This is a genomic window from Parapedomonas caeni (assembly GCF_041060555.1).
In the GTDB taxonomy this organism is placed as follows: domain Bacteria; phylum Pseudomonadota; class Alphaproteobacteria; order Sphingomonadales; family Sphingomonadaceae; genus CAUJIW01.
Genome location: NZ_JBEUDS010000027.1, coordinates 14,998 through 27,755, shown reverse-complemented (window position 1 = coordinate 27,755; position 12,758 = coordinate 14,998). Strand labels below are relative to the sequence as shown.

The following is a 12,758-nucleotide window of genomic DNA, read 5'->3' as shown; positions in this document are numbered from 1 at the left end:
ATCGGCAAGAAAGATTAACAAATGGTAACCGCGCATCCCAGGCGTGCGCGATTCATCGTTCAATCGCAACAGGTTACCGAGGCGTAACGGCCATGTTGTCGATCAGCCGGGTGGCGCCGACGCGCGCCGCCACCAGCAGGCGGGCCGCCCCGGACAGTTGCTCCAGCGGGGCCAGCGAGCGGGCGTCGCGCAGTTCCAGATAGTCGACCGACGAGACCCCGGCCGCCAGCAGCGCGGCCGTGCCCGCCGCCAGGGCATCCGCCACCGGCGCGCCGGCTTCCAGCCGGTCGCGCACGGCGGCCATCACCTGCGGCAGGCAGGCGGCGATGGCGCGGTCGGTGGTGCTGAGATAGGCGTTGCGCGATGACATGGCGAGCCCGTCCGCCTCGCGCACGATCGGCGCGCCGAGGATGTCGACGCCGATGTTGAGGTCGGCGTTCAGCCGCCGGATCACCTGGAGCTGCTGGTAATCCTTCTCGCCGAACACCGCGACATGGGGGCGGGCGGCGATCAGCAGTTTGGCGACCACGGTCGCCACGCCATCGAAGTGGCCCGGCCGGGCACCGCCACACAGGCCCTCGCTGACGCCGGTGACGCTGACGGTGGTGGCGAAGCCTTGCGGATACATCGCCTCGACGGTGGGCGCGAACAGCAGGTCGCAGCCCACCGAGGCCAGCAGTTCGGCGTCGCGGGCTTCCTGTCGCGGATAGCGGTCGAGATCCTCGGTGGGGCCGAACTGCTTGGGGTTCACGAACACGCTGGCCACCACCACGTCGGCGTGGGCGCGCGCCAGCCGCACCAGCGAAAGATGCCCCTCGTGCAGTGCGCCCATGGTCGGCACCAGGGCGATCCGCTTCCCGGCGCGCCGCCAGGCGTCCACCTGCTCGGTCAGGGCCTCCGGGGTGCGCACGATGGCAAGTGATTGGGTCATGGTTCGTCCCACGATTGACTTCTGCCCCCCCCTCTCGGCATTAACGGGGAGCAAATCAAGCCGATTGATAGGGGGCACAGGCCACATGGCACGCCAGGCGCACATCATCGTTCTCGGCAACGAGAAGGGCGGGTCGGGAAAGTCCACCACCGCCGTCCATATCGCCGTGGCCTTGCTGCATGCCGGCCTGACCGTGGGCGCCATCGACCTCGACGGTCGTCAACGCAGCCTTGGCCGCTATCTGGAGAACCGTGCCGCCTACGTGCGTCGTCACGGCCTGGCGCTGCTGGAGCCGGAAACGGTGACCATCGACGATCGTACGCCTGAGGAGGACGAGGCGCGACTTGCCGCCCAGCTGGAGGCCTGGCGGACCACCAAGGATGCCATCGTCATCGACTGTCCGGGCCGCGACAGCGTGCTGTCGCGTGCCGCCCACGCCCAGGCCGATACGCTGATCACCCCGCTCAATGACAGCTTCATCGACTTCGACCTGCTGGGCACCATCGACCCCGATTCGCACAAGGTGCAGCGGCCGAGCTTCTACAGCGAGCTGGTGTGGCAGTGCCGCAAGCAGCGCATGAAGCGCGATGGCGGCTCGATCGACTGGGTGGTGCTGCGCACCCGCCTGTCGCATCTGGAAGCGCGCAACATGCGCCGGGTCGGCTCGGCGCTGGACGAGCTGGCCAAGCGCATCGGTTTCCGCGTCGTGCCGGGCCTGTCGGAGCGCGTGATCTTCCGCGAGCTGTTCCCCAAGGGGCTGACGCTGCTCGATCTGCGCCAGGCCGCCGCCGCCGAGGGCGGGCTGACGCTGAGCCAGGTCGCGGCGCGCCAGGAGGTGCGTGACCTGGTGGCTGGTCTCAAGCTGCCGATGCTCGACGAGCGGCGGGCGCCCGCCGCCGACGTGCCCAGCGCTGCCGTCGCCTGACGTCACCGGGGCCGGCGGGCGATGATCTGGCTGCTTCTGGGCGTCGTCGTGCTGGCCTTGCTGTGGGCGCTGGGGCGCTGGGGCAGTGACGCCTCGCCCCGGGAAATCCGGCAATTCGGCCTGCTGGCGCTGGCGGGGCTGTGCCTCGCCGTCGGCCTGTGGCTGCTGGTCACCGGCAGGCTGGCCGGCGCCATTGCGCTGGGTTCAAGCGCGCTGGCGCTCTATGGCCGCTACCGCTGGGTCAAGGGCGTGCTCGACCGCATTCGCGGTGCCGGGCGGCGGCCGGGGGGTGGCGGCGCGGCCCGCGCCAGCGGCACCATTGCGGTGGCCGAGGCCTATGAAGTGCTTGGCCTTAAACCGGATGCCAACAAAGAGGCGGTACTGGCGGCGCACAGGCGGCTGATGCGGCTGGCCCACCCCGACCATGGTGGCACCGACTATCTGGCCACCAGGATCAACCAGGCACGCGACGTGCTGCTGGCGCATCTGGGGGGGTGATCTCCCGGCGGCCGAAAGCTCGATGGCGGCGCGACCGATGGCCGAGAGCCAGATGCCGAAGACCCGAGGACCGAGAGGACAACCATGACCCATCAGTTCCACCCCACCTCGCTGCGCGAATATGACGTGCGCGGCATTGTCGGCCAGACGCTTTCCGCCGACGACGCCCGGGCACTCGGGCGCGGCTTCGGCACCCGGGTCCGCCGCGCCGGCGGCACGCGGGTGGCGGTGGGCTACGATGGCCGACTGTCGTCGCCGATGCTGGAGGCGGCGCTGGTCGAGGGGCTGGCGGCCACCGGCTGCACCGTGCTGCGGGTCGGGCTGGGGCCGACGCCGATGCTCTATTTCGCCGTCCACGCGCTGGCGGCCGATGGCGGGGTGATGGTGACGGGCTCGCACAACCCGCCCGACTATAACGGCTTCAAGATGATGCTGGGCCACGGCCCCTTCTATGGCGCCGACATCACCGGGCTTGGCACCATGGCAGCCACGGCTGACTGGGAGAGCGGTGCCGGCCGCGTCGAGTCGGTGGATATCGAGGACCGCTATGTCGAGCGGTTGCTCGACGGCTTCGACGGCCGCGCCTTCAACATCGCCTGGGACGCCGGCAACGGCGCCGCCGGCCGGGTGGTCGAGAAGCTCGCCGCCCGCCTGCCGGGCCGGCACGTACTGCTCAACACGGTCATCGATGGCACCTTCCCGGCCCACCACCCGGACCCGACGGTCGAGGCCAATCTCGAACAGCTGCGCGCGGCGGTGGCGACCCAGGGGCTCGACTTCGGTCTGGCCTTCGACGGCGACGGCGACCGCATCGGCGCCATCGACGGCCAGGGCCGCGTCGTCTGGGGCGACCAGCTGCTGTCGGTGCTGGCCGAGGATGTGCTGAAGGCGGTGCCGGGCGCCACCATCATCGCCGACGTCAAGGCCAGCCAGGCGCTGTTCGACCGGGTGGCGGCGCTGGGCGGGGCGCCGCTGATGTGGAAGACCGGCCACTCGCTGATCAAGGCCAAGATGAAGGAGACCGGCAGCCCGCTGGCTGGCGAGATGAGCGGTCACATCTTCTTCGCCCACCGCTACTACGGCTTCGATGACGCGCTGTACGCCGCCGTCCGCCTGATCCAGGCCGTCAGCCATCTCGGCGGCAGCCTGACCGCGCTCAAAGAGGCGATGCCGGCGATGGTCAACACCCCGGAGCTGCGCTTCCCCTGCTCCGAGGAACGCAAGTTCCCGGTGATCCGCGAGGTGCTGGCCCGGCTGAAGGCCGCCGGCGCCGAGGTCAACGAGACCGATGGCGCGCGGGTCAACACCGCCGACGGCTGGTGGTTGCTGCGCGCCTCCAACACCCAGGACGTGCTGGTCGCGCGTGCCGAGGCGCACGACGCGGCGGCACTGGCGCGGTTGATGGCGGCGCTCAACGCCGAGCTGGCGGCGGTGGGGGTGGAGGCGGTTTCCGTCGGCCACTGACATACGGCCGCAACCTTTATGCTGCATTGCAAAATGGCCCGTTGACTCAACGGTGCCGGACCGTTATGTTGCACCGCAGCAAAAATGTTGTAGTCGCGTACCCAAGACGACACACCCACCCCCATGAGACGACAACGTTTCGGAGGACCGAGATGAGCACCAAGACGAAGACGCCGACCGAAGCGGTCGAGAAGGCAATGGAAGCGGGCAAGGAGCGTCTGGAGCAGGCCGTGAAGGCCGGCACCGAGACCGCCACCAAGAATTTCGAGAAGGCCGTCGAGATGTCCAAGAAGCAGATGGACGAGGCCATGAAGGCGTTCGACGAATTCTCCACCTTCCAGAAGGGCAACGTCGAGGCCGTCGTGGCCTCCGGCCAGGCTGCCGCCAAGGCCGTCGAGGAGCTCTCGAAGGTTGCCGCCGACTACTCCAAGAAAGCCCTGGCCGACGCCCAGGCGACCGCCAAGTCGCTGACCGCGGCGAAGAACGCCAAGGAGTTCATGGAAATCCAGAACGCCAGCCTGAAGTCGCACTACGACGCCTTCGTGGCGGAAACCTCCAAGGCCACCGAGCTGGGCTTCAAGGTGATGAGCGACATCTTCGAGCCGCTGTCGACCCGTATGGCGATCGCGCTTGAAAAGGTGACCAAGACCGCCGCGAAGTAAGCGCGCGTTCTCACCGCGAACACACACGACAGGGTCGGACGGTTGTCCGGCCCTGTCGTCGTTTCGGGATCCCGTCGTTTCGGGGCCTCGCCGTTCAGGTGCCGCGCGCCCTTTGCGCCCCGCCCGGGGCTGGACTATGATCCCGTTTCCATCGGCATCAACTTGCGCTTTACCGGACAGGGCTTATCTGAGCATCCATGACTGACTGGCAGGCACACGGCAGTTCCCGCATCCGGCTTGGCCCGGACGGGGATCACGATCATGGCGACGGGGGCGGCAGTGGCACCGGTGTCGTCACCCAGACGCGCACGCGTACCCGCAAGCCGTCGATGTACAAGGTGCTGATGCTCAACGACGACTACACGCCGATGGAGTTCGTCGTCCACGTGCTGCAGCGCTTCTTCCGCATGACCGTCGAGGACGCCACCCGGGTGATGATGCACGTGCATCAGCGCGGTGTCGGCGTGTGCGGCATCTTCACCTACGAAGTGGCCGAGACCAAGGTCAACCAGGTGGTCGACTTCGCGCGCAAGCACCAGCACCCGCTGCAATGCACGCTGGAGAAAGCCTGAGGGGGGAGAAGGCCTGAGGGGCCGTCCGCGCAGGCAAGCACCGCGCACGCCTCTTTTCCTGCCCGACCCCGCCCGGCTATGATGGCGCATGTCTGATCTGTTCGCCGCCGATGCGCCCGCCGTCCGGGCCGACCGCCAACCGCTGGCCGAGCGGCTGCGCCCCACCCGCATCGAGGATGTGGTGGGTCAGGAGCATCTCACCGGCCCCACCGGCTCGCTGACCCGGATGCTGGCGGCGGCCAAGCTGCCGAGCCTGATCCTGTGGGGGCCGCCGGGCACCGGCAAGACCACCATCGCCCGCCTGCTGGCTGATCGGGTGGGGCTGCATTACGTCCAGCTGTCCGCCGTTTTCTCCGGCGTCGCCGACCTCAAGAAAGCGTTCGAGCAGGCGCGGCTGCGCGCGGCCCAGGGGCAGGGCACGCTGCTGTTCGTGGACGAGATCCACCGCTTCAACCGCTCGCAGCAGGACGGCTTCCTGCCCTATGTCGAGGACGGCACGGTGACGCTGATTGGCGCCACCACCGAGAACCCGTCGTTCGAACTGAACGCGGCGCTGCTGTCGCGCGCCCAGGTGCTGGTGCTGCACCGGCTCGACGCCACCGCACTCGATGCGCTGCTGGCCCGCGCCGAGGCGCTGGAGGACAAGGCGCTGCCGTTGGACGCCGAGGCGCGCGCGGCCCTGGTCGGCATGGCCGACGGCGACGGCCGCTTCCTGCTCAACGCCGCCGAGACGCTGCTGTCGCTTGATCTGCCGGAGCCACTGACGCCGGCCGGGCTCGCCGACGTGCTGGCGCGGCGCGTGCCGGTGTACGACAAGGACCGCGAGGGCCACTACAATCTGATCTCGGCGCTGCACAAGGCGCTGCGCGGCTCGGACGTCGACGCGTCGCTCTACTATGTCGCGCGCATGCTGGTGGCCGGGGAGGACCCGCTGTACATCCTGCGCCGGCTGGTGCGCTTCGCCAGCGAGGACATCGGTCTGGCCGACCCGCAGGCGCTGGTGCAGTGTCTGGCCGCCAAGGACGCCTATGATTTCCTGGGCTCCCCCGAGGGCGAGCTGGCGGTGGTGCAGGCGGCGATCTATCTCGCCACCGCGCCCAAATCCAACGCCGCCTACAAGGCGGAAAAGGCCGCCAAGCGGGTGGCGCGCGAAACCGGCTCGCTGATGCCGCCGATGAACATCGTCAACGCGCCGACCAAACTGATGCAGAGCCTGGGCTATGCCGAGGGCTACACCTACGACCACGACACGGCGGAAGGCTTCTCCGGCGACAATTACTGGCCCAGCGAGATGAGCCCGCAGCGGCTCTACAGTCCGGTCGAGCGCGGCTTCGAGCGCGAGATCGTCAAGCGGCTCGATTACTGGGCCGGGCTGCGGGCGAAGAAGCGGGGCCAGGGTTGAGGCGACTCAACAACGCGCCGGGCATAGGGTAGAGTTGGCCAATGAGCGATCTGGAGCGCATCACTTTCAATCCCGATATCTGCGGTGGCAAGCCTTGCATCCGTGGCTTGCGGGTGCGGGTGCGCGACGTACTGGAACTGCTGGCGGCCGGCGCGTCACCTGCCGAGATTCTGGCCGATTATCCTTATCTGGAGGCGGCCGATATCACCGCCTGCCTGCGCTATGCCGCTGCCCAGGTCGATCATCCGGTCTTTCCGGTGGCGGCGGAATGATGGCGTTTCTTCGCAGTTGAGGGTCGTGATTGCGAATCCGGCCTGCCGCCGTTCGTGCGATCCCCGCTATAGTCATCCTGTCGTAGCCATGGGGAAGCCCATTTGCCCGCCGAGTTGCTGATCGATGCCCAGTTGCCGCCGGCACTGGCCCGCGCGCTTGCCGTCGCCGGTCATGGCGCTCGTCATGTCGTCGACATCGGTGGCGCGGCCATGTCCGATCAGGACATCTGGGCGATGGCCTGTCGGCAAGGGTGGATCATCGTTACCAAGGACGCGGACTTTCCGGGTCTGCTGGCCGCTGGCGGGGTGACGACCGGCGTCGTCTGGATTCGTATCGGCAACTGCCGGACCAGCGAACTGCTGGAGCGGCTGGTGCCCCGGATGCCGGCCATCCTCGACCTGCTCGATAGCGGGCAGCAACTCGTCGAGGTGAGATGAACCCTGCCTCTTTCACCCGTTTCATCGCCATCGACTGGACCGGCGCCAGGGGCCGGCGCCACAAGGGCATCGCCGTGGCCAGCTGTGAGGCTGGTGCTGCAGCACCGGTGTTGGTGACGCCGCCCGAGGGCCTGTGGTCGCGCACGAGCGTGCGCGATCTGCTGCTCGACATCGCCGCGCGCGGTGAGCGGGCGCTGATCGGCTTCGATTTCTCCTTCGCGCCGCCGTTCGTCGATACCGGCGCCTACCTGCCCGGCGAGGCGACCCCGGCCGAGGCGCGCGCCTTCTGGGCCTTTGTCGAGAAGCATTGCGGCGACGAAGATCTCGGTGCCGCGAGTTTTCTCGAACAGGCGTTCCGGCGGCATTTCTACTTCGGCAAGGCCGATGGCGTGAAGGCGCGCTACATGCGGCTGCGCGTCTGCGAGCAGGCGTTCAATGCCGCCGGCGGCGGCAAGCCGTCGAGCGTGTTCGACGCCATCGGCGCCGCCCAGGTCGCCAAGGCGAGCTTCAGCGGCATGCGGCTGCTGCATCAGGTGCAGGATCGGCTGCCGGTGTGGCCGTTCGATCCGGCGCCCGCGACCGGTCCGCTGGTGGTGGAGATCTACGGCCGGGCGTTCATCCGCCATGCCGGCCTGCGCGGCCTGAAGGTGCGCGACGCCGCGACGCTCGATGCGGCGTTGGCCGCACTCGGCAGCGCCCCGGCGACGCTGGACGGCCCGCTCACCGATCACGTCACCGACGCGCTGATCACCGCCGCCGGGATGCGGGCGCTGGCGGGCCAGGCCGCCTACTGGGCGCCGGCCGGTCTGGAACCAGGCGTCGCCCGTACGGAGGGCTGGACCTTCGGGGTCGCCTGAGGCACAAGCCGGGGATGAACGCCGTCACCACACCCCTGGCCCTGCTGCTGGTCGCCCTTGGCGGCGGCACCGGCGCCGCCGCCCGCTACCTGCTGGGCAAGCTGGCGCTGCACCTGGCCGGCCCCGGCTACCCGTGGGGCACGCTGGCGGCCAATATCCTCGGCGGCTTCGCCATGGGTCTGCTGGTCGAGACGCTGGCGCTGCGTGGCGGCCCGGAGGCGGTGCGCCTGCTGCTGGGCGTCGGTGTGCTGGGCGGCTTCACCACCTTTTCCGCCTTTTCGCTGGAGGTCGTGCTGATGATCGAGCGGGGCGAGTTGCCCATGGCGCTGGGGTACATACTGCTGTCGGTCACCGCCTCGGTGGTCGCACTATTCGCCGGCCTGTGGCTGGTGCGGACGGTGACGGCATGAGCGGGCAGCCTTCCTACGCCGTGGTGGCGGAAGACGACGACGGCATCCGCGTCGATCGCTGGTTCAAGCGTCACCGGCCGGACGTCACCCACGCGCTGGTGGCCCGCTGGGCCCGTACCGGCGCGCTGACGGTGGACGGCCACAAGGTCGGCCCCGGCGACCGGCTGCAGGCGGGCCAGAAGATCGTCATTCCGGCGGTCGAGGTGGCGGCGGCACCGGCGATCTGGAAAAAGGCCGAACGCCGGCCGCTGGCGGACGACGAGGTGGACTATGCCCGTTCGCTGGTCATCCACCGCGACGATGCCGCGCTGGTGCTGAACAAGCCGCCGGGACTGGCGACGCAGGGCGGTACCAAGACCAAGACCCACGTCGATGGCCTGCTCGACGCGCTGGCCTTTGACCGGCCGGACCGGCCGCGCCTGGTGCACCGGCTCGACAAGGATACCTCGGGCGTGCTGCTACTGGCCCGCTCGGCCAGTGCCGCCGGCTATTTCTCCAAGGCGTTTTCCGGCCGTACCGCGCACAAGGTCTACTGGGCGTTGGTGGTCGGCGATCCGCAGCCCGACGCCGGGCTGATCAACGCGCCGCTGGCCAAGATGCCGGGCACCGGCGGCGAGAAGATGACCATCGATGCCGCCAACGGCCAGTCGGCCCGGACGCGCTACCGTGTCATCGAACGGGCGGGCACCCGGGCGGCCTGGGTCGAGTTCGAGCCGCTGACCGGGCGCACCCACCAGATTCGCGTTCATGCCGCCGAGGCGCTGGGCTGCCCGATCGTCGGCGATGCCAAATATGGCGGCATCAATGCGTTCCTCACCGGCGGCATCAGCCGCAAGATGCACCTGCATGCCCGGTCGCTGACCATCGACCATCCGTCGGGCAAGCCGCTGGAGATCACCGCCGAGCTGCCGCCGCACATGGCCGAGACCTGGGCCATGCTGGGCTTCGCCAAGGAGGCGCCGCCGCCCGAACCCGGCGTGTGGGATCCGATGGCCGATACCTTCGGCAACGATGTGCCCGCCACCGCCCGGCCGGCGCGCGGCGGGCGTGGCGGTCCGGCGCGGGCCCGGCCGAGCGCCAAGGAAGCCGGGGCCGAACACGCCAAGGCGCGCCGGCTGGCCCAGCGCAACAGCCGGCGTGGTGCCCGGCGCAGCCAGGGCAAGAAGAAACGCTGAGGGAGCCGATGAACCGACTGGTGGTGTTCGACTGCGATGGCACGCTGGTGGACAGCCAGGGCAACATCGTGCGCGCCATGACCGACTGCTTCCGCAACCACGGTCTCGCCGACCCGTGCCCGCGCGCCACCCGCCGGGTGGTCGGCCTGTCGCTGGTCGAGGCCATGCAGGCGCTGCTGCCGGATGCCGCGCACGACCTGCACCGCAGTCTCGCCGAGGATTACAAGAACGCCTTCCAGCGCCTGCGCGGCCACGGACTGGTGGAGGAACCGCTGTTCGACGGTACCCGCGAGGTGATCGCCGCCCTCGACGCCGCTGGCTGGCTGATGGGCGTGGCGACCGGCAAGTCCGATCGCGGCCTCAAGCTGTGCCTCGACCATCATGGCCTGACCGGGCACTTCGTCACGCTGCAGACCGCTGATCGTCACCCCTCCAAGCCGCATCCGGCAATGCTGCACGCGGCCATCGCCGAGGCCGGCGCGACGCCGGCCAGCACGCTGATGATCGGCGATACCGCCTACGACATGGAAATGGCGGTGGCCGCCGGCGCGGTGCCGGTGGGCGTGGCGTGGGGCTACCATGAGGCCGACGAGCTGCGCGCCGCCGGCGCCACGGTGGTGCTCGACCATTTCAACGACCTGCACGACCAGCTCGACGCCCTGCTGGCGCGGTTCGCGCCGGAGTCCCGGCCATGACGCCCGTGCGTCTGCTGCTGCTCATCCTGTCGTCGATTGTCACCCTGCTGGTGCTGATGCTCGGCATTCTGCTGGTGGCCCGCCCGGTGACCGCGACCTGGTTCGGCCTCGCGCCGGCGGATGCCCGCACGCTGGGCCTGATCATCATTTTCGGCGCGCTGCTGACCAAGTTCACGCTGACCATGCTGGCCGCCTGGGCCAGCCTGAAGAAGCCACGCCCGCCGCAACCGTGAGTCCGGTCCGTCCATGAAGCGTTTCTACCAGAGCGTCACCACCGCGCCGGCCGAGGGCGGTCATCATGTGCTGCTGGATGGCCGGCCGGTGCGCACGCCGGCCAAGGCTCTGCTGGTCCTGCCGACGCCGGCGCTGGCCGCGGCACTTGCCGACGAATGGCAGGCGCAGGCCACCGACATCGTGCCGGCGGCGATGCCGCTGACCCGCCACGCCAACACCGCGCTCGACCGGGTGGCGCCGCAGCGCGACGTGGTGGTGGCCGAGATCGCCCGCTACGGCGAGAGCGACCTGTTGTGTTACCGGGCCGACTGGCCGGCCGAGCTGGTGGCCCGTCAGGCCAGTGCCTGGGATCCGCTGATCGCCTGGGCGCAGGCGCGCTACGACCTGACGCTGGCGGTGACCAGCGGCATCGTCCATGTCGCCCAGCCGGCCGAGACGCTGGCCCGGCTGACCCAGGCGGTGGCGGCGCTCGATGACTGGCGGCTGGCGGCCCTGCACACGCTGACCACCCTGTCCGGCTCGCTGGTCATTGGTCTGGCGCTGGTCGACGGCGCGGTCGAGGCGGATGGGGCGTGGGCGGCCAGCCAGCTGGATGAGCTCTATCAGGTCGAGCACTGGGGCGAGGACGCGCTGGCCACCAAGGCGCGCGATCATCGCCGGACCGAGTTCGACGCGGCGGTGCGCTTCCTGGCCCTGCTGGCCGACTGAGCCAGCCGTATCGCCGATACGGCGATACGGGGTAGAGTATTTACGCCAGATCGGTGTTATTTCTGGCCCGGCGCCCGGCGCGCTACCGAGTAGGGCAGGGTGCGGCGCAGGTCGGGGTGGACGGCCAGCTCCATGCCGGCTGGCGGCACCGCCCGCTGGTGGCAGTCCAGCCGCTCGCAGATGCGGCAGCTGGAGCCCACCGGCACCGCCGCCGCCGGGTTGCTGAGATCGAGGCCGGCGGCATAGACCAGCTGGTGGGCGTGGGCAACGTCGCAGCCCAGCTCGACCGCGAACTCGCGCGGCCGCCGGTTGAAGGCGCCGCCGCCGGAGCGGACGGTGCGGGCGATCGACAGGTAACGCTGGCCGTCCGGCGTTTCCACCATCTGCACCAGGATGCGGTTGGGCTGGGCGAAGGCCTGATGCACCGACCACAGCGGACAGGCGCCGCCAAAACGGGCGAACTGGAAGCGGGTGGCGCTGGAGCGCTTGGTGACGTTGCCGGCGAGGTCGACCTTGACGAAATAGAAGGGCACGCCCGGCGCGTCGGGCCGCTGCATGGTGCTCAGCCGGTGACAGACCTGCTCGAAGCTGGCGGCGAAGCGTGACTGCAGCTGCTCGATGTCGTAGCCGACCCGACAGGCCTCGCCGAGGAAGGCGCCATAGGGCAGGCACAGGGCGCCGGCGAAATAGTTGGCCAGCCCGACCCGGGCTATCGAGCGGGCGGCGTCGCTGGAAAAGCGCGCCTCGGTCACCAGATGCTCGATGACGCCGGCCTGTTCGAGCAGGGCGATGGCGTAGGCCAGATAGAAGCCGCGGCTCGATGGCCGGGTGGTCTCGGCGATGGTGAGTTGGCGGGCGGTGGCGTCGAAATGCCAGAGCGCGTCGGCATGGGCCAGGCTGTCGTCGAGACGGACGTCGACGCCGTGGCGGCTGTGGAGATAGTGGGTCAGGTCGCTGGCCAGGGTTTCCTGCCGGAACCCCCACGTCTCGGCGAGCGTTTCCGCCGCCCGGTCCAGCACGTCGATATAGTTCTGCTTCGACTGGATGTAGTCGCGCACCTCGTCATAGGGGAAGGGTGCGACAGGCGAGGCATGGTCGCCATGGGCGACCGTCTCACGCAGCGCGGTCAGCTCGTCGGCCAGCGTCCGGTAGGCGCGGTAGAGGGTGAGGAACTGGCTGGACAGCTTGGGCGCCGCGCGAACCATCGCGCGCATTTCCGCCGTGCCGATATCGCCGGATTGGAACAACGGATCGGTCAGCATCTCGCGGATGTCGGCGATGGCCCGCAGATCCTCGGCGTCGGCGAAATAGGTTGGCGGCACGTCGAAGTGCTGGGCGGCGGCGGTGAGCACAGCGGCGGTCATCGGCCGCTGGTTGCTTTCCATCTGGTTGACGTAGCTCGGTGACAGGCCAAGCAGTCGGGCGAGTGCCACCTGGCTCATCCCCTGCCCCTCGCGCAGACGGCGCAGCCGTTCGCCGGCGTAGATCTTTTTTTCCATGAGCTGCCCTGCTGGA

General features: G+C 69.3%; 16 protein-coding genes. 14 read left to right on the top strand and 2 right to left on the bottom strand.

Going from position 1 to position 12,758, the window contains the following annotated elements; translation table 11 throughout:
- Positions 1–73 precede the first annotated feature (73 nt).
- On the bottom strand, positions 74–931 hold the full coding sequence (panC, locus tag ABU113_RS14780; RefSeq protein WP_454560269.1) for a pantoate--beta-alanine ligase: 858 nt from the start codon (positions 929–931) through the stop codon (positions 74–76).
- An 85-nt stretch (positions 932–1,016) separates the two neighbouring features.
- Here panC and ABU113_RS14775 point away from each other — a divergent pair, with 85 nt between their 5' ends.
- The 14 genes from ABU113_RS14775 (at position 1,017) to ABU113_RS14710 (ending at position 11,243) form a co-directional block, all read left to right on the top strand.
- Positions 1,017–1,856, top strand: a complete 840-nt coding sequence (locus ABU113_RS14775) for a division plane positioning ATPase MipZ (RefSeq protein ID WP_454560268.1) — start codon at positions 1,017–1,019, stop codon at positions 1,854–1,856.
- A gap of 21 nt (positions 1,857–1,877) precedes the next feature.
- On the top strand, positions 1,878–2,354 hold the full coding sequence (locus ABU113_RS14770; protein ID WP_454560267.1) for a molecular chaperone DnaJ: 477 nt from the start codon (positions 1,878–1,880) through the stop codon (positions 2,352–2,354).
- Positions 2,355–2,438: 84 nt separating this feature from the next.
- Entirely contained in the window at positions 2,439–3,818 is a 1,380-nt protein-coding gene (gene pgmG, locus ABU113_RS14765; RefSeq protein WP_454560266.1) for a phosphoglucomutase/phosphomannomutase PgmG, read from the top strand.
- Between the two features lie 152 nt (positions 3,819–3,970).
- Positions 3,971–4,480, top strand: a complete 510-nt coding sequence (locus tag ABU113_RS14760; RefSeq protein WP_454560265.1) for a phasin family protein — start codon at positions 3,971–3,973, stop codon at positions 4,478–4,480.
- Between the two features lie 197 nt (positions 4,481–4,677).
- On the top strand, positions 4,678–5,052 hold the full coding sequence (clpS, locus tag ABU113_RS14755; RefSeq protein WP_454560264.1) for an ATP-dependent Clp protease adapter ClpS: 375 nt from the start codon (positions 4,678–4,680) through the stop codon (positions 5,050–5,052).
- 88 nt (positions 5,053–5,140) lie between these two features.
- A complete protein-coding gene (locus ABU113_RS14750; protein WP_454560263.1) occupies positions 5,141–6,454 on the top strand; it encodes a replication-associated recombination protein A in 1,314 nt (437 codons plus the stop codon).
- Between the two features lie 41 nt (positions 6,455–6,495).
- Positions 6,496–6,726: a DUF433 domain-containing protein gene (locus tag ABU113_RS14745; protein ID WP_454560262.1), complete on the top strand. Its 231-nt coding sequence runs from the start codon at positions 6,496–6,498 to the stop codon at positions 6,724–6,726.
- A gap of 102 nt (positions 6,727–6,828) precedes the next feature.
- Entirely contained in the window at positions 6,829–7,164 is a 336-nt protein-coding gene (locus ABU113_RS14740; protein ID WP_454560261.1) for a DUF5615 family PIN-like protein, read from the top strand.
- Positions 7,161–8,021, top strand: coding sequence for a hypothetical protein (locus tag ABU113_RS14735; protein WP_454560260.1), 861 nt, complete (start codon positions 7,161–7,163; stop codon positions 8,019–8,021). The genes ABU113_RS14740 and ABU113_RS14735 overlap by 4 nt, the downstream gene beginning before the upstream one ends.
- A gap of 14 nt (positions 8,022–8,035) precedes the next feature.
- Positions 8,036–8,431 carry a fluoride efflux transporter CrcB gene (gene crcB / locus ABU113_RS14730; protein WP_454560259.1) on the top strand — a complete coding sequence of 132 codons (396 nt, stop codon included), beginning with the start codon at positions 8,036–8,038 and terminating at the stop codon, positions 8,429–8,431.
- Positions 8,428–9,606, top strand: a complete 1,179-nt coding sequence (locus ABU113_RS14725) for an RluA family pseudouridine synthase (protein ID WP_454560258.1) — start codon at positions 8,428–8,430, stop codon at positions 9,604–9,606. Before crcB ends, ABU113_RS14725 begins: the two co-directional genes overlap by 4 nt.
- Positions 9,607–9,614: 8 nt before the next feature.
- Entirely contained in the window at positions 9,615–10,301 is a 687-nt protein-coding gene (locus tag ABU113_RS14720) for an HAD-IA family hydrolase (protein ID WP_454560257.1), read from the top strand.
- Complete coding sequence (locus tag ABU113_RS14715; protein WP_454560256.1) at positions 10,298–10,534, top strand: hypothetical protein; 237 nt, start codon at positions 10,298–10,300, stop codon at positions 10,532–10,534. Before ABU113_RS14720 ends, ABU113_RS14715 begins: the two co-directional genes overlap by 4 nt.
- Positions 10,535–10,547: 13 nt before the next feature.
- Positions 10,548–11,243, top strand: a complete 696-nt coding sequence (locus ABU113_RS14710; protein WP_454560255.1) for an ATP12 family chaperone protein — start codon at positions 10,548–10,550, stop codon at positions 11,241–11,243.
- A gap of 56 nt (positions 11,244–11,299) precedes the next feature.
- On the opposite strand, the gene ABU113_RS14705 is transcribed toward ABU113_RS14710, so the two are convergent.
- The gene (locus ABU113_RS14705; protein ID WP_454560254.1) at positions 11,300–12,742 is read right to left on the bottom strand and encodes a helix-turn-helix domain-containing protein; all 1,443 of its coding nucleotides are present in this window, start codon (positions 12,740–12,742) and stop codon (positions 11,300–11,302) included.
- Positions 12,743–12,758 lie beyond the last annotated feature (16 nt).